Consider the following 15685-nt stretch of genomic DNA (forward strand, 5'->3'; position numbering starts at 1 on the left):
CCAACTCCAATAGTGAATTTAATTCTTCGCCTGTCTCAGTTCTTGCGGTACTTTCGGTGAAGCAAAGCACGGTTTGTTTCTTTTTTGAATCCCTTTGGCAGAACGAGTCAGCATATCGGATATTTTTTTAGCTATCGCCGCTTTCATCATGACCACCTCCTTTCGCAGGCAGTAAAGTTAAAGACTGAATTAAAAACGACAGTGCCAGCAGCCAACTTCCCGCGGCAAAATTGACGGCAACTATGCAGAACGAAATCAGTTTAAGCCGGGGATGCGCCGCTTTTTCGACGCTCGTTTCCGAATCGATGTTAGGCGCAAAAAGCAGGACCAAAAGCACGCTCGCGAGGTTGGCTATCATCGTCAGCGAAGAATGGTACAGCGGCACATGGGGCACGATCGTAAAAATCGCGACACTGACAAGATTGCACCCCCACGTCGTCCGCACATGCCTGCCGCCCGAGAAATACCGCAGCACATTGACGGCGACGAGGCACAGCAGCGTCTCCTTCAGCTTGCCGCTCAGCCAACCGATCAAAAGCGATTCCACGACGATCAACGTGGTATTGATGTAAATGATAAGCGCATATCGGAGCACTTCGACAGAGCTCGTCTGCTCCGGATTTGCACGCTTGATCGCAGTTGCGGCGCGGGCGGCAAGACTATCAATCATCGCTTAGCTCCCTTCTGTTCGCCCAGGACAATAAGGCCAGCAAAGCAAATCCGAGCGAGACCGGAATGATGAAAAACAATTTGCTCATATGCGCCTGTACAAAATAGTAAATCAGTGTGATAGGGATGACCGCCGGCACGTACAGCAGAAGAATATGCCTGTTTTTGCCGCGAAGCGCAATCGAGCCGTGATTGCTGTGAGGTACGAAAGAGAAGCCTTTGTTTCTTAAGTGGATCAACTTGCCGATGAGACAGGCGATGATTGCAGATATAAGCTGCAACAAATATGTCGTCGCCTGATTAGGGCCGGGTTCGTTATGTATAAAGCCGAGCACATTCATGAAAAAGTACAAGCCTGTCTGAATGAGCAAATAAGCGATAAAACCGGTTGCGGCCATCACCGCGGCATAAAACACATGAACCCTGAACATCAGCCAAAGGAACAAGAACGTCAACACCAGCTGCAGAAGTATATCCAGAGTGAAATATCCGTACATCTCGCGGAGGGAGAAACTGATAAAGCTGGCAATGATACTGGCGAAAACGATCGACGAAACATAAATGTCAAATTTAAAAAGCTTGAACATCAAATAATACATCGCTGAAGTTTCAATAACGCTTAGCAGCATAAAAAAAAGGAAGACCATCTATAACTCTCCCAATTATCGGTAATTAAGTTCTAATATTTACTATAATGCGAAATGCAAAGATTGACAATATAGGAATTAAAAAAAATAAACAGCGCCCAACGCATAATTTCCGCTGCGCACTGTTCGGTTCGTACGCTATTCATACCTGCGGGCCCCCTCGCTTACAATATCGGCGAGATCAGCTTGGAAATCGATTCAAGAAAACGGATGCGCAGCGAGCGCTTTTCGTATTCTTCGAGCGTCAATTCCAGGCAGCCTTCCATGTCTTTCCAAAAAATATGTTCGAGCGATGTCGCCGTCTCCGCATCGTATATCAATGCGCTCGTTTCGAAGTTCAGCCGCAGACTGCGAATGTCCAGGTTCGCCGTCCCGACGGAGGCGACCCGGCCGTCGACGACGATCGTTTTGGCGTGCAGGAAGCCGTTATCGTACAAGTAGCATTTGACCCCCGCCTGCAGCAGCTCCCCGGCAAAATACAGCGAAGCCCAATGCACGAACAAGTGGTCCGCTTTTTGCGGGATCATAATTCTTACGTCGATTCCCGACAGCGCGGCGATCCGCAAAGCGTTCAGCAAGCTTTCCTCGGGAATGAAATACGGAGTTTGCACGAGAATGCGGCGTTTGGCCGAATGAATCATTTTCAAAAACGTATGGACAAAATGCGGCCACTTCTCATTCGGTCCGCTGGCGATAATTTGCATCGGCACCCGGCCGGACGCCTCCTGTTCCGTCCTCTCGGGGAAGTACGCCGGTTCCATATCGATCTTGGACGCCGACGCCAGATTCCAGTCCAGAACGAACCTGGCCTGCAGCGCCAGAACGACGCTTCCCGACAACCGCAAATGCGTATCCCGCCAAAAGCCGAACCGCCGGTCCAGACCCAAATATTCGTCGCCGATGTTAAAGCCGCCCGTATAACCGACGATACCGTCTATTACAACCAGCTTGCGGTGATTGCGGTAATTGACGCGGTAATTGAGATAAGGAATGCGGGACGGGAAAAAAGCCGCCACCTCTCCGCCCGCTTCCCTCAGCTCCCGAAAAAAAGCGTCCTGCAGCGAGCGCGAACCGATATCGTCATACAGCAATCTGACCCGAACTCCTTCGCCGGCTTTTCTTGCCAGCGCCGCGACCACTTTTTTGCCCAGCTGATCGGGCTTTATAATATAGTACTGCAGATGAATATGATCTTGCGCTTGTGCGATCCGGTCCAGCAAATCGTCGAATTTGGACACGCCGTCCGTAAAAATGCGAACTTGATTGTCGTGCGTAATAAAAGAATCGTTCGTCGCTACGTTCAAGTAAACCAACTCGCTGTACGGCTGCACCTCGGGAAGATCGCGAAGCAGCAAGCCGTCCTTCAATTGCTGCGACTGCTCAGTGATCACTGTCTGCACCCTCTCCAGCATCGACTGGTTCCATTTGTACAATTTTCTGCGGCTCAAATTTTGCCCGAAAATAAAGTACAAGACAAATCCGAGAATGGGGATGAAGAGCAGCACCATTAACCATGACCAGGTTGCCGCCACATTGCGCCGCTCCAGGAATACAATAGTCAAAGCGAGCAGGATGTTGATCACAATAAAACCTGTAGGCAGATGGGAAAGCACATTCATAGGAACACTCCATATCTCCCGTGACCGGATAAAGCGCTGAAGCTTTTTCACGAATCGCCGAGGAATCGTTTAAGCAAGTTAAATTCTATTATACCTAATTGTTTCTTGACTGAAAATAAACGCGGCTCATGACAAAAAAAGGAGCTCTATCGCAGCGGATAGCACTCCTTTATGTCGGAACCTAGCGGTTCGTGCGCTTGCCCGGGAAATAGCCGGACGGCCCTATTTCCCCGCTTCGTCAGCCAACGATTTTCCCGTCCCACGGCAAGCCTTGCCGGTACCGGTCGCGATCGTTTTTGCGCCATGCCGACAGCACTAAGGGATCGTACATCTCCCATATTTCGCATGGATCGGCATCGGAGCAGCTGGCTTCGAGAATCGCATTGACAGCCCGTCTTGCGGCCTCATTCGCGCTCTCCATCGTCGCCAAATCGGTGTTGGTCCGCACGTAATCCGCCGCCAGATACAAGTTCGGAATCGCCGTATACGCGTTGGGCCGCAAATACCAGGTGTTGACCTTGTTCACGAGCAGCGGCTCCAGATTGATCGTTTCATGCGGATTCGGAAACTGAATGTCCGAGTCCAAAAACCAGTCCACGAGCTGATCGTCGGACAGCACAACGGATCCGCCGGCATTCAAGCTTTTTTTCGTCTGCTCCCAGACCTCGTTCTTGATTTCCTCCTTAGTGCAGCGCATCGCCGGCTTCCCGTACAAAATTCCCGGCGTATGCCAGTCCGAAATGTCCACCGACAGCACGTCTTTGACCAGGCCGTTACCATATTCGGCCAAATCCACGTCCGGCCAAAATTGGGCCTGTGAAACCGACGTAAGCGCCCAAGGGCTGTCCATATGAATGACATGGCCGCGAATGACCGGTACGTCCCGGTTCAAATAAAATTGAATCCCGTTCATCCAATCCACAGACTCCGCAAGCTTCTTGATGCCTGACAGCGTCGCATCGGCCTGCAGCATCTCGCTTGTAATCAGCTGCGCCATCACTTCTACGGGCAGCGCGGAAATAAAATAGTCGCCCGTCACCATCGTCGTGGCGCCGCCCTGCGTAACCGCTGCGCCCGTAATGATTCCGCCCGCACAGTGAATGTAATCGACCTTGGCGTCCAGGTGGTACTCCACTCCGTTCGAGGTCAAATATTCGAGCCACGGCTGAATCCACACCTCATTGGTCGGGCCGCACAGCAGCCGGTCCGCGCTGGAGCCCGGCGTCACCATATCCATCATCAGCGTGGCCCCGACCGTGCCGATTGTGCCTGTATTGGCCTCGTGCGCCTTGGCCGCGACCAAAATCCGCGTCAGCCCCGTGAACACCTTGCGGAACGCCTCTGACTGCTTATCGGCCTCAATGAAATCCCACCAAGCGATCTGCTGGTATTCCAACTTCCTGCGCTCGTCGCAGCTGGTCATCACCTGCCACAGCCTGGACACATACTGCTCCACGTCGTAATCGCTAAGACCGAGGCCGTTGTCAAACAAAGATTTGATCAGCGTCTTCCAATCCTGGAACGTCCGCGGAAATTCCGCCATGAACGGCAGCATAGCCCGGTCAAAGAAAGCCAGTCCCAACTGCGAGCCCTCCACCAAATTGTCGAAAACGCCCTGCGGATTGTCCCCGTAAGGAATCCGCTTCATCGTATCGGTAATATGTTTGTAAAACTTCGGAAAAAAGCGGAACCCGTGCTCGCCGGGCAAATCCCGCCTGCCTTCCGTACCCGAATTCGGCATCGGCATGCTCCGCGCCTTGCCGCCGGGTATCGATTTCATTTCGTATACGGCAACCTGAAAGCCGCGCTCCATCAATTCATGAGCCGCGCTCATTCCGGCTACTCCGCCGCCAAGGATGACTACCTTGAGACTCATCCTGCCTGCTCCCCCTGCCCTTTGGAATTGAACTCCGAACGAATACAGCGCTCTCCGGGGATGAAGGCTATTTTTTTATCAGGCACAGCTTCCGCAAATAATAGACGCCGCCTACTTTGATGACTTCATCGGAGTAGCCTTCGATCAAAGCTCCGGCATCCTCCAGCTCCCCGTCAAACCATACTTCGACTGTAGTCTGAAACAACATGCATAGGTACAGGTCAGCGTCTGTCGAACATACTTCTGTCCGGCGCATCGTACACTACCGCCTCCCGTCTTTATTTTCATCCGGCATTGTATTTATCGTCATGACCCGAAGATTTATAAAGACCCTTGGGCGCAAAAAAGTAACCTTAATAAATCAATCTGCCGAGGGAAAGTCGTGACACTCTGCGCAACACCCTGTTCGAGCAGCCTGAGAGGGGCACAGCCGCTTTTCCCCGCCCCACACCTCTCCTGGACGGGTTCCGGCACTGAAGTGGGGGGACATCGCGGCTTGGCAAGGAGAAAGCCTGCAAAAGTGCAGGTTTTTTCCGCAAAAGTGGTTCATTTTGGCGAAAAGCCTGCGATTGTGCAGGAATTTTCGATGGAAATGAATCTGAGCCCATATTCGCGGCGAAAAGCCTGCACAATTGCAGGAATATCTCGTGGCTAGCGTATCCGTCGAGCAAAAACTGTACTTTTGCAGGTTTTCTTCGCGCCACCAGGCAGATTGTGCAACTGGTTATGGCGTGAGGGGTTCTGGGCAGCCTGAAATGCACAGGATTGTTTCGGTGTTAGCGTACCCACGAGCAAAAAGCTGCACTCTCGCAGGTTTTCTACGCGCTACAAGCCTCAGTGTTTACAAATCTCGGTGCTCCAAACCTCCGTGTCGCAAGCCTCAATGCTACAAGCCTTCGTGCCGCAAACCTCCGCGCCGCAAGCCTCAATGCTACAAGCCTTCGCACCGCAAACCTCCGCTCTGCAAGTCTCTGTACTACAACCTCCCTACCGCAAACCTCCGCTCTGCAAGTCTCTGTACTACAACCTCCCTACCGCAAACCTCCGCTCTGCGAGTCACTATACTACAACCTCCATGCCGCAAACCTCCGCTCTGCAAGCGGAGGCGCTCTCTCCTCCAGACACTATATGCCGTTAAATGTTGTGTTCGATTTGGGGAAGCAGCGTTCAGCCGGAGTAGAGCGTGCATTTACAGCAGATCTTTAGCGGTGCCGGTTGCATTTGGGGCAATGGAATCGCCGAATTCGGTTCCGGATGGAGGCGGCCGTGACTGCATTTCGCACCGCACGCAGCTCCCAGCTCGCGGTGTTGCGCGGTATGACGGCAGCCGGTCGGCAAAAAAAACCGGAACCCCCTTAAGGGCTTCCGGTTTTGGGCGTTTAACGGCTGCGGATCGTTTCTTTGTACAGCGCGATGTACTGCTGTGCGGACTTTTTCCAGCTGAAGTCGCATTTTTTCATGTTTTGCTGGATGCGCAGCCACGCTTCGCGATCGTTCTGGTAGAAGAACACAGCCCGCCTGATCGTATGAAGCATGTCATGAGCGTTATAATTGGTGAATGTGAAGCCCGTTCCTTCGCCGGTGAATTCATTGTAGGGCAGCACCGTGTCCTTCAGGCCGCCGGTTTCCCGGACAATCGGCACCGAGCGGTAGCGCAGCGCGATCAGTTGGCCGATACCGCACGGCTCGAACTGCGACGGCATAAGGAACAGATCGGATGCCGCGTACAGCCCACGAGCCATCGTCTCGTCAAAATAAATGAGCGCCGCAACTTTGTCCGGGTTCGCTTCCGCGGCGTGGCGGAACATTTGCTCGTAGCCGTAATCGCCCGTTCCCAGTACGACGAGTTGAATGTCGAGCGACAATATTTCCTGGAGCACGTGCTGGATCAGATCCAGCCCTTTTTGCTGTACGAGCCTGGTGACCAGCGCAATCATCGGCGTATCCCCGTTGACCGGAAGCCCGAGCCGCTCCTGTAAAGCCAGCTTGTTTTGCTGCTTCTTGGGCAAAGAATCGCGGTAATTGACAGCCAGATGCGGGTCATTCATCGGATCGAACGTTTCATAGTCGATGCCGTTGACGATGCCGGTCAGCTGATGCTTCCGGTGCCGCAGCAAACTGTCCAAATATTCGCCGTAATACGGAGTTTGAATCTCCTCGGCGTAGGTTTGGCTTACCGTCGTAATCTGGTCTGCGTAAAGGAGTCCGCCTTTCAAAAAGCTTGCTCCGCCATGCAGCTCGAGTGCCGTACCGGTGAAATGGTCGTCGCTTAGGCCGAACAAATCTTTCAAGAGCGATTGGCTGAAAACGCCCTGATATTTCAAGTTATGAATCGTCGTGATCGTTTTGATCGGGGCAAAAAAAGGCAGATGGCTGTAATGAGCCTTCAGCAGCACCGGAATCATACCCGTCTGCCAATCGTGGCAGTGGATCAGATCAGGTTGAAAATTGAGAACCGGCAGCGCTTCGATGACGCTCCGGCAGAAGAAGGCGAACCGTTCCGCCTCGTCGCCGTACCCGTACAGCCCCGAACGAAGAAAATAATATTCGTTATCCACAAAGTAGAAGGTAACGCCGTCTGCCTGAAGCACATCGATGCCGATGAACTGCTTTCTCCAGCCTACATAGATGTCGAACACCGCTGCGGATTCCATCTGCTCCTTATATTTCGGCGGGATGCTTCCGTATTTCGGCAAAATGACCCGCACGTCAAGCCCTTGGCGCGCAAGCTCCTTCGGCAGCGAGCCGATGACGTCAGCAAGGCCGCCTGTTTTGGCAAAAGGCACCGCTTCGGATGCGGCAAACAATATTTTCATCGTCCCACTCCTCTGAGGATTTGTAAAAGCTTAAATCACCTTCGTTTTGGCTGCGATAAACGGAGCTTTGTTGTCTCCGGTAAGCACCCGACCTCTGCTGATAAAGACGTCCTTATCGAGAATGGAGTTCTCGATGATTACATTTTCCTCGATCTCGCAGTTTTGCAAAATGATGCTGTTTTTCACATAAGCGCCTTTGCGGATTTTTACGCCGCGGAACAATATGCTGTTCTCCACTTTGCCCTCGACAACGCAGCCGTTGGCGATCAGCGCATTTTTGACCGCTGCGCTTTCCAAATATTTGGCCGGCGGCTCATCCTTAACTTTCGTATAAATCAGATTTTTCTGGAAAAACAGCTCCCGCCATACGGCCGGATTGAGCAGCTGCATGCTGTGCTTGTAATAGCCCTGGATCGAATTCACGACGCCGACGTGCCCTTCGAATTTATAGCCGTAAACGCTCAGCTTGTCGATGTTTTTCATGATGCCGTCACGCACGAGATGATCGTATCCTTGCGCCAGGCAGGACTCGACCATATCCAGCAGCAGCGCTTTGCTCATGATGTACATTTCCATCGAGATGTTGTTCGTGCGCAGCCGCCCGGTATGATCCTCGATCAGCGTGATCTGCCCGTTCTCCTTGACGGCAAGCCGGCGGAATTTTCCTTGCACATCCTCATCCGTCTGCTTGTAAATGACGGTAATGTCCGCTTGCGATTCCTGATGAAAACGCACCGCATCCACATAATTGATGTTGCACACCATATGGCTCCGCGAAATGATGACGAGTTCTTCTTTTCCCCGGTAAAAATAGTCGCGGTGGCTGTAAAATTGATACAAATCGCCGCGGGAAATGCCTGTCGGCTCATCCAAAACGGAAGGCAGCACGAACAACCCCCCGCGCTTGCGGTCGAGATCCCACTCCTTGCCCGACCCGAGATGATCCATCAAAGATCTATATTTATGCTGCGTGAATACGGCGACATTATCGATGCCCGAATTCACCATGCTCGAAAGTGTAAAATCAATCAGGCGGTATCTCCCGGCAAAAGGCACGGAAGCGGCACAGCGGTAATACGTCAGTTCCTCCAAATCGTCAGGTTCATTCACTAAATTGATGACGCCCATCACATGCTTCATATCGAAATCATCCTTTCTGATTTGTATTCGCAGGAACCCGTTCATTACCGCCGATCAGAACGATTTCGCCGTTGCCGTCGACCTTCGCGCCGTCCTCCACTACCGTATTCTCGCCAATGATGGCTTTGTTGATCGTCACATTGCTGCCGATCTTCGCATTCGGCATAATGACCGAATCGCGGATGCTGCTGCCTTCGCCGACCTGTACCCCGTAAAACAGCACCGAATGATCGACATCGCCGAAAATCGCGCATCCTTCGTTCACCAGCGACCTGCGCACGGTGGCCGTCGGAGCGACATACTGCGCCGGCTGGTAAGGACTCAAGGAATATACCCGCCAATCTTTATCGTTAAGGTTTAAACCGTTGTCGTCGTCGAGCAGATCCATATTCGCTTCCCACAGGCTGTCGATCGTCCCTACGTCCTTCCAGTAGCCTTCGAAAGGGTAAGCGAACATGCGCGCCTGTTCCTTCAGCATCATCGGAATGATGTCTTTGCCGAAATCTTTGCTGGAGTCCGGGTTCGCTTCATCCCGCGTCAAATAATCTTTAAGCACTTTCCAGTTGAATATATAAATGCCCATCGAAGCCAGATTGCTTTTGGCTTCCTTCGGCTTTTCCGCAAACTCCGTAATCGCCTGCTGCTCATCCACGCTCATGATGCCGAAGCGGCTCGTTTCCTCCCACTTCACCTCAATGACCGCGATTGTGGCATCGGCTTTCTTTTGCTTATGGTACTTGAGCATCAAATCGTAGTCCATTTTATAAATGTGGTCACCGGAGATGACCAGCACATATTCCGGATCGTACTGCTCGATAAATCCGATATTGCGGTATATCGCATTGGCCGTGCCTTTATACCAGTCGCCGCCCTTCTGTTCCATGAACGGGGGCAACACGGTGACGCCGCCGTATTTGCGGTCCAAATCCCAGGAGCTTCCGATCCCGATGTACGAGTTCAGCACCAGGGGCTGATACTGGGTCAGCACGCCTACCGTGTCGATCCCCGAATTCGTACAATTGCTTAGGGTGAAATCAATGATCCGGTACTTTCCGCCGAAATGTACGGCAGGCTTTGCCAGATTGTTCGTCAGTACGCCTAATCTCCGGCCTTCCCCGCCGGCGAGGAGCATGGCAACGCATTCTTTGCTTCGCATTGTTGAATTCCCCCTATTCCTTCTGCATTGTCGATTTGGACTGCGTCTACACACTTGATATAGATAGCGGCTAGCGGCGGTAAACGGAGCGCCAAGCTGTTCGGAAAACCATGCCACGGCTCAGGCTTGCTGGCCAGCAGCTCCGAATTGCTTTGACCCGAACCGCCGTAGCTGACCGAATCGCTGTTGAACACTTCCTTGTACGCGCCTTGCCGCGGAACGCCGATCCGGTAATCCGGATGGACGACCGGGGTAAAATTGCACACAAAGATGAGGTCATCCGCGGGACTTGCGCCTTTGCGAATAAAGGCGACTACGCTCTGGCTTTGATCGTGGGGGTTGATCCACTGAAATCCGTCCGGACTGTGATCCAGCTCCCACAAGGCGGGCTCATCCAGGTAAAACCGGTTCAGCTCCTTGACGTAATGCTGCATGCTGCGGTGCATGTCGTAATGCTCCAGCAGGAACCAATCCAGTTCTTCTAAATCTTTCCATTCATCGAATTGCCCGAATTCCCCGCCCATGAAAAGCAGCTTTTTACCGGGATGTCCGAGCATGTAACCGTAAAAGGCGCGCAGATTGGCGAACTTTTGCCAGTAATCTCCCGGCATTTTATGCAATAATGAACGCTTGCCATGAACGACTTCGTCATGGGACAGCGGCAAAATGTAATTTTCGGAGAACGTGTACATGAAAGAAAAAGTGATCAAATTATGATGATAGCGCCGGTGAATCGGATCCAGCTTCATATAGCGAAGCATGTCGTTCATCCAGCCCATATTCCATTTGTAGTTAAAGCCCAGACCTCCGTCGTGAACCGGGGCGGTGACGAGCGGCCAATCCGTGGAATCCTCCGCCATCATGAGCGCATGAGGGTAATAGGAGAACACCACCTGATTCAGCTTGCGGAGAAACTCGACCGCTTCCGGATTGTCCGTACCGCCGTACTGATTGTAGATCGGCTCTTCGGACCACCTGCCGAAATTGAGGTGCAGCATGCTCGCCACCGCATCGACCCGTATCCCATCCATATGATACATGTCCATCCAAAATACCGCGTTGGAGATCAAAAAGCTGATGACTTCCGGTCTGCCGAAGTCGAACGTCAGCGTTCCCCACTCCAGCTTCTCGGCTTTTCGCGAATCCTGATATTCGTACAGCGGCGCGCCGTCAAACTGGCGCAAACCGTGATCGTCCTTGCAAAAGTGTCCCGGCACCCAGTCCATAATGACGCCGATACCCCGCTGATGGCAGCGGTCCACAAAATACATGAAATCTTTCGGAGTTCCGTGCCTGCTGGTCACCGAGTAATATCCGGTCGCCTGATATCCCCACGAGCGGTCGAAGGGGTGCTCCGCCAGCGGCATCAGCTCGATATGGGTATACCCCATCTCGGCGGCGTAATCGACGAGCTCCTCGGCCAATTGCCTGTACGTGTACAAATCCTCGCTGTGCCGGTCCTTTTTGCGCCATGTTCCCAGGTGGACTTCGTAAATGGACAGCGGCTTGTTGTAGGCCGATCCGTCCTGCTTGCGCTTTTGCCAAGCCTCATCCTGCCATTCGTAGCCTTGCAGATCGCAGACCCTTGAAGCGGTTCCCGGACGAATCTCCGAGTAAAAGGCATAGGGATCGGCTTTGAGCACAATCCGGCCGTTCGCGGAGTGAATCTCGTATTTGTAATGATCGCCTTCCCGCGCTTCGGGCACGAACAGCATCCAGACGCCGAGCGTGCTGAGCCGCTCCATGACATGGCTGCCAGAACTCCAGCCGTTGAAATCGCCGAGAATGCAGATCCTGCGGGCGTGCGGCGCCCAAACCGCGAACCTGACTCCTTCCTGTCCGGGCGTGCGGCTTACATGCGCCCCCAAAAGCTTGTAGCTGTGGTAAAGGGATCCTTCGTGAAGCAAAAATAAATCTTCTGAACTGGGTATCTCTTTCATCTTCACCATATCCCTCCCTGATTCAGCCTGCTTCCATAGAGTACAAATACTACAAAAATCAAGGAATTCCTTTAATCGCAAATAAGAAAAAAGGAAAATGCGCTCCTCCCGGTGAAATGTATAAATAGATCGAGCTGAAAGGTGGAAAATAGACAATGAATGACAAAATGAAAGGGCTGATCGTCGGGTTGACGATCGGTTCCCTGTTGAGCGGGACCGCTGCATTTGCAGCAGGCAGCCAAATTGAAGTTGCCTTCCGAAATCTCAAGTATATGTTCGATGGCGTGGAAAAAGCACCCGCAGAAGGAAAAGGATTTATTTATGAGGGCTCCACTTACGTTCCGCTGCGTTTTGTCAGCGAAGCGTTGGGAAAACCCGTGGAATGGGATGAAGCGAACGAAACGATCTGGGTCGGCAAAAACCCGAGCCATGTGGCAGCGACGTACAAAGGCGGACAAGTGACGGAAGGCGAACTGGACAAGTTCATCGCCGTGCTGGCCTTCCTGCAGCCGCAAGGCGCCGGGGATGCAAACGACCGCAGCTACCGGGAGTATATGGTCAAGCAATTGATTCAGTTGAAAATTTGGGCAAGCAAAGCTTCCGAAGCGGAAGCCGCCGACGCCAAGACAGAAGCGGATAAGCAAATTGCCCTTTGGAAAACCAAGGAATCCGAACAGCAATTTGTTGATGCGCTGACCGCTGCCAAGCTGACCGAAGCGGATGTAAGCGGCTTTTTGACGACTCATTTCAATGCGCAAAACGCCGCTGCTTCCAGTATCTCAGATGCGGAGGCAAAAGCCAAGTTTGACGCAAATTTAGCCGCCGACAAGGATACGTATACAACGGCCTCCGTCCGCCATATTCTGATCGCGACGATCGATACAAGCAGTCCTGACCGGAAAGCGCTGCGCACGAAGGAAGAAGCGCTCGCCCGCGCCAAGGAAGTACAGCAGAAACTGAAGAACGGCGGCGACTTCACAGCGCTGGCTAAGGAATACTCCGACGACCCCGGTTCCAAAAACAAAGGGGGATTGTACGAGAACGCGCAAGTAAGCGGCTGGGTGGCGAACTTTAAAAAAGCGGCCGTCGAGCTGGAAGTCGGCAAGCTCAGCGATCCGGTCGAGAGCGAATTCGGATACCACGTCATGAAAGTGGAAGCGCGGAACGTCAAAACATTCGACGACGTGAAAGCCGATCTTCGCAAACAATTGGCCAATGAAAAAATGCAGCAGTTTGCCCAAAAAGAACTTCCTGCGCTGATTGAAAAGATCGATTTAAGTCAATAAATGGTGTACAATGGATGTTTGACAAGTATACAAGTTGAAGGATGGATTACAGCATGTTTTTTGCAAAAGATTGGGCCGATTACGAACTCCTCGACACCGGCGGAGGCGAGAAACTGGAGCGCTGGGGCACTTACGTGCTGAGAAGGCCGGACCCGCAAATCATCTGGCCTTTGGAAAATGAAACGAAGTCCTGGCTGCAGGCGGACGCCCGTTATCACCGCAGCTCCAGCGGAGGCGGACAATGGGAGAACCGCACCGAGCTGCCCGAGCGCTGGACGATTACATACGACCAGAAGCTGACGTTCTACATCAAGCCGACCGGTTTCAAGCATACGGGCTTGTTTCCCGAGCAGGCGGTCAACTGGAAATGGATGATCGAGAAAATTCAAGGCGCAGGCCGCCCGATCAAGGTGCTGAACCTGTTCGCCTACACGGGCGGCGCCTCCCTCGCCTGCGCATATGCGGGCGCCGAGGTATGCCACGTTGACGCCTCCAAAGGCGTCGTGCAGTGGGCGAAGGAGAACCTGCACCTCTCCGGACTCGGCAGCCGCCCCGTTCGGTTCATTACGGACGACGTATTCAAATTCGTGCAGCGGGAGCAGCGCCGGGGCAGCAAATACGATGCCATCATTATGGACCCGCCATCCTACGGGCGCGGGCCGAACGGCGAAACGTGGAAGCTGGAGGACGATCTGTTCCCGTTCATCCAGACGTGCATGTCGATTTTGACAGACAAGCCGCTTTTTATGCTCGTGAATTCCTACACGACCGGCATTTCCGCAACCGTGCTGCACAACATTTTGACGATGGCGATGAAGCAGAGGCACGGCGGTACGATTTCCAGCGGCGAAATCGGCCTGCCTATCACCCATTCCGGGCTCATGCTGCCCTGCGGCATCCTCGGACGCTGGGAGGCGTGAGCCGTTGGCCGGACCGATCGAAGAAGCGGACGCTGCGCAAATTCCGATTCTGTATGAAGACAACCACGTGCTCGTCGTGGTGAAGCCCGTCAATATGCCGACGCAGGAGGACGACTCGCGCGACCTGGATTTGCTCAGCGCGCTGAAGGCCGACCTGAAGCGCCGCCACAACAAGCCGGGCAACGTATACCTCGGGCTCGTGCACCGGCTTGACCGTCCCGTTGGCGGCGTCATGGTATTCGCCAAAACGTCAAAAGCCGCGTCCCGGTTATCGGACGCGGTGCGGACCCGGCAGCTCGACAAGACGTACGTCGCTGTCGTGCACGGCACGCCGTCAGTTCCGCAGGCTACGCTGCGGAACTGGCTGCGCAAAGACACGCGGACGAATACCGTCAGCGTGGTCAAACAAGGCCAGCCGGACGCCAAGGAGGCCGTGCTGGACTACAGGCTGCTCGGCAGCCGGGACGGTTTCAGCTTGATCCGGATCAAGCTGCACACCGGGCGGCCGCACCAGATCCGCGTCCAGCTCGCGGCGGCGGGCTGCCCGCTGTACGGCGACCAGCGCTATGGCGCCGCCGTGAACAAGCCCGGCCAGCAGCTTGCGCTCTGGTCGACGGAGCTTGCCTTTGAGCATCCGACGCTCAAAGAGACGCTGCGCTTCCGCTCGCTGCCGCCGGACGAGCGGCCGTGGCGGGAGTTTGCAAGCCTCTTCTCAGAGGACTAGCTTGCGCACTCCCGCCCTGCACCTGCGTGCGCGTGCGCCTGCGGCGTCAGCCGGCGACTTTGCCGAGCAAATAAATAAGCAGTTTCTGATTATGGGCGGAAACGCGGCTAAGGTAAGAATCCAGCATTTCTTCGCGGATTCGAATCCCTCTCGCGCATTCCGCCTTTCCTTTGTCCGTCACGTTGACCCATACGATCCGGCGGTCATGCTCATCCCGCTCGCGTACGATCAACTCGTTTTTTTCCATCCGGTCCAGAAGCGTCGTTACGGCGGCCGGCGTCGTCGCCAAATGCTCGATCAGGTCGGACGGCTTCATGCGCTCGCTGTTCAAAAGCAGTTCCAACACATTCAGTTGTCCTTCCGTCAACGTCGGCGAAAGCCCTGTCTCCATTTGCGTCTTCAACTCTTTTGACAGCCTCACCCATAATTTCCCGAATTCCTCTGAATACACAGTCATCAACTCGCTTCCTAAAAAGCCCCTGATTTCAGTATACCATGATGTGAAAACGGTTTAAAGGTTAACGGCATTAATATTTTCAGACAATGTCCGCGCGCTCCCTTGGGACATGCTGTCGAATACGATTGAAATATCGGCGATCTGCGCCGCGGTTAACATAATGGCTGACTCCGACATATACTGAGGCGTAAGGCAAGAGTAGGCATCCGTCTACTCCCGTTGTTATTTGCTACCGCGAAAAGGAGTGATTCAGGGTGGAAGCTTGGAAACAGGAAATTGGCAAAAAGGCGCTGGATGCCGGTCTAATTAAAGACCCACAGTGGCTGGATCGATTGGATGAACCGATGCCGCTGTGGGTCGTGTTGGAAGTGGCGTTTCAGCTTATCGAAAAGCTGGATCCGCCCACTGTCAGCTATGACTGAGAAATTTCGGCAG

The 15685-nt window shown here is 53.4% G+C and carries 15 protein-coding genes and 1 pseudogene; 4 read left to right on the forward strand and 12 right to left on the reverse strand.

Going from position 1 to position 15685, the window contains the following annotated elements; translation table 11 throughout:
* Positions 1-18: 18 nt before the first annotated feature.
* The 11 genes and pseudogenes from AC0LWT_RS14435 to glgB all read right to left on the reverse strand — a co-directional run bounded on the left by AC0LWT_RS14435 (position 19) and on the right by glgB (position 11863).
* Positions 19-150: a hypothetical protein gene (locus AC0LWT_RS14435; RefSeq protein ID WP_474681953.1), complete on the reverse strand. Its 132-nt coding sequence runs from the start codon at positions 148-150 to the stop codon at positions 19-21.
* Positions 128-670 (reverse strand): accessory gene regulator ArgB-like protein, encoded by a 543-nt coding sequence (locus AC0LWT_RS14440; RefSeq protein ID WP_474681954.1) that lies wholly within the window; start codon positions 668-670, stop codon positions 128-130. The genes AC0LWT_RS14435 and AC0LWT_RS14440 overlap by 23 nt, the downstream gene beginning before the upstream one ends.
* Positions 663-1316, reverse strand: a complete 654-nt coding sequence (locus tag AC0LWT_RS14445) for a hypothetical protein (RefSeq protein WP_474681955.1) — start codon at positions 1314-1316, stop codon at positions 663-665. The genes AC0LWT_RS14440 and AC0LWT_RS14445 overlap by 8 nt, the downstream gene beginning before the upstream one ends.
* A gap of 164 nt (positions 1317-1480) precedes the next feature.
* Entirely contained in the window at positions 1481-2935 is a 1455-nt protein-coding gene (gene cls / locus AC0LWT_RS14450; protein ID WP_474681956.1) for a cardiolipin synthase, read from the reverse strand.
* A 238-nt stretch (positions 2936-3173) separates the two neighbouring features.
* Entirely contained in the window at positions 3174-4811 is a 1638-nt protein-coding gene (locus AC0LWT_RS14455; RefSeq protein ID WP_474681957.1) for a hydroxysqualene dehydroxylase, read from the reverse strand.
* Between the two features lie 67 nt (positions 4812-4878).
* Complete coding sequence (locus AC0LWT_RS14460; RefSeq protein WP_474681958.1) at positions 4879-5067, reverse strand: hypothetical protein; 189 nt, start codon at positions 5065-5067, stop codon at positions 4879-4881.
* 578 nt (positions 5068-5645) lie between these two features.
* Positions 5646-5783 (reverse strand): annotated as a pseudogene (locus tag AC0LWT_RS14465) (Cys-every-fifth RiPP peptide CefA); the annotation flags it as partial.
* Between the two features lie 407 nt (positions 5784-6190).
* Positions 6191-7627 (reverse strand): glycogen synthase GlgA, encoded by a 1437-nt coding sequence (gene glgA / locus AC0LWT_RS14470; RefSeq protein ID WP_474681960.1) that lies wholly within the window; start codon positions 7625-7627, stop codon positions 6191-6193.
* Positions 7628-7657: 30 nt separating this feature from the next.
* Positions 7658-8767 carry a glucose-1-phosphate adenylyltransferase subunit GlgD gene (glgD, locus tag AC0LWT_RS14475; protein ID WP_474681961.1) on the reverse strand — a complete coding sequence of 370 codons (1110 nt, stop codon included), beginning with the start codon at positions 8765-8767 and terminating at the stop codon, positions 7658-7660.
* 7 nt (positions 8768-8774) lie between these two features.
* On the reverse strand, positions 8775-9923 hold the full coding sequence (locus tag AC0LWT_RS14480; RefSeq protein WP_474681962.1) for a glucose-1-phosphate adenylyltransferase: 1149 nt from the start codon (positions 9921-9923) through the stop codon (positions 8775-8777).
* Complete coding sequence (gene glgB / locus AC0LWT_RS14485) at positions 9866-11863, reverse strand: 1,4-alpha-glucan branching protein GlgB (protein WP_474681963.1); 1998 nt, start codon at positions 11861-11863, stop codon at positions 9866-9868. The genes AC0LWT_RS14480 and glgB overlap by 58 nt, the downstream gene beginning before the upstream one ends.
* Positions 11864-12018: 155 nt before the next feature.
* Between glgB and AC0LWT_RS14490 the strand changes: the two genes are divergently transcribed.
* The 3 genes from AC0LWT_RS14490 to AC0LWT_RS14500 are packed head-to-tail and all read left to right on the forward strand — an operon-like array spanning position 12019 to position 14793.
* Positions 12019-13149: a peptidylprolyl isomerase gene (locus AC0LWT_RS14490; RefSeq protein WP_474681964.1), complete on the forward strand. Its 1131-nt coding sequence runs from the start codon at positions 12019-12021 to the stop codon at positions 13147-13149.
* A gap of 53 nt (positions 13150-13202) precedes the next feature.
* Entirely contained in the window at positions 13203-14069 is an 867-nt protein-coding gene (locus AC0LWT_RS14495; RefSeq protein WP_474681965.1) for a class I SAM-dependent methyltransferase, read from the forward strand.
* A gap of 4 nt (positions 14070-14073) precedes the next feature.
* Entirely contained in the window at positions 14074-14793 is a 720-nt protein-coding gene (locus tag AC0LWT_RS14500) for an RluA family pseudouridine synthase (RefSeq protein WP_474681966.1), read from the forward strand.
* 46 nt (positions 14794-14839) lie between these two features.
* On the opposite strand, the gene AC0LWT_RS14505 is transcribed toward AC0LWT_RS14500, so the two are convergent.
* Positions 14840-15250: a MarR family winged helix-turn-helix transcriptional regulator gene (locus AC0LWT_RS14505; protein WP_474681967.1), complete on the reverse strand. Its 411-nt coding sequence runs from the start codon at positions 15248-15250 to the stop codon at positions 14840-14842.
* 254 nt (positions 15251-15504) lie between these two features.
* On the opposite strand from AC0LWT_RS14505, the gene AC0LWT_RS14510 reads away from it, so the two are divergent.
* The gene (locus tag AC0LWT_RS14510; RefSeq protein WP_474681968.1) at positions 15505-15672 is read left to right on the forward strand and encodes a hypothetical protein; all 168 of its coding nucleotides are present in this window, start codon (positions 15505-15507) and stop codon (positions 15670-15672) included.
* The last annotated feature ends 13 nt before the right edge of the window (positions 15673-15685 follow it).

This window comes from Paenibacillus sp. sgz302164 (assembly GCF_056120505.1).

Excerpts from the sequence above, each read along its gene's own strand:
- AC0LWT_RS14490 (WP_474681964.1), top strand. The coding sequence starts at position 12,019 with ATGAATGACAAAATGAAAGGGCTGATCGTCGGGTTGACGATCGGTTCC.
- AC0LWT_RS14455 (WP_474681957.1), bottom strand. The coding sequence starts at position 4,811 with ATGAGTCTCAAGGTAGTCATCCTTGGCGGCGGAGTAGCCGGAATGAGC.
- AC0LWT_RS14435 (WP_474681953.1), bottom strand. The coding sequence starts at position 150 with ATGATGAAAGCGGCGATAGCTAAAAAAATATCCGATATGCTGACTCGT.
- AC0LWT_RS14445 (WP_474681955.1), bottom strand. The coding sequence starts at position 1,316 with ATGGTCTTCCTTTTTTTTATGCTGCTAAGCGTTATTGAAACTTCAGCG.
- glgA (WP_474681960.1), bottom strand. The coding sequence starts at position 7,627 with ATGAAAATATTGTTTGCCGCATCCGAAGCGGTGCCTTTTGCCAAAACA.
- glgB (WP_474681963.1), bottom strand. The coding sequence starts at position 11,863 with ATGAAAGAGATACCCAGTTCAGAAGATTTATTTTTGCTTCACGAAGGA.
- AC0LWT_RS14480 (WP_474681962.1), bottom strand. The coding sequence starts at position 9,923 with ATGCGAAGCAAAGAATGCGTTGCCATGCTCCTCGCCGGCGGGGAAGGC.
- AC0LWT_RS14495 (WP_474681965.1), top strand. The coding sequence starts at position 13,203 with ATGTTTTTTGCAAAAGATTGGGCCGATTACGAACTCCTCGACACCGGC.
- AC0LWT_RS14440 (WP_474681954.1), bottom strand. The coding sequence starts at position 670 with ATGATTGATAGTCTTGCCGCCCGCGCCGCAACTGCGATCAAGCGTGCA.
- AC0LWT_RS14460 (WP_474681958.1), bottom strand. The coding sequence starts at position 5,067 with ATGCGCCGGACAGAAGTATGTTCGACAGACGCTGACCTGTACCTATGC.
- AC0LWT_RS14505 (WP_474681967.1), bottom strand. The coding sequence starts at position 15,250 with ATGACTGTGTATTCAGAGGAATTCGGGAAATTATGGGTGAGGCTGTCA.
- cls (WP_474681956.1), bottom strand. The coding sequence starts at position 2,935 with ATGAATGTGCTTTCCCATCTGCCTACAGGTTTTATTGTGATCAACATC.
- glgD (WP_474681961.1), bottom strand. The coding sequence starts at position 8,767 with ATGAAGCATGTGATGGGCGTCATCAATTTAGTGAATGAACCTGACGAT.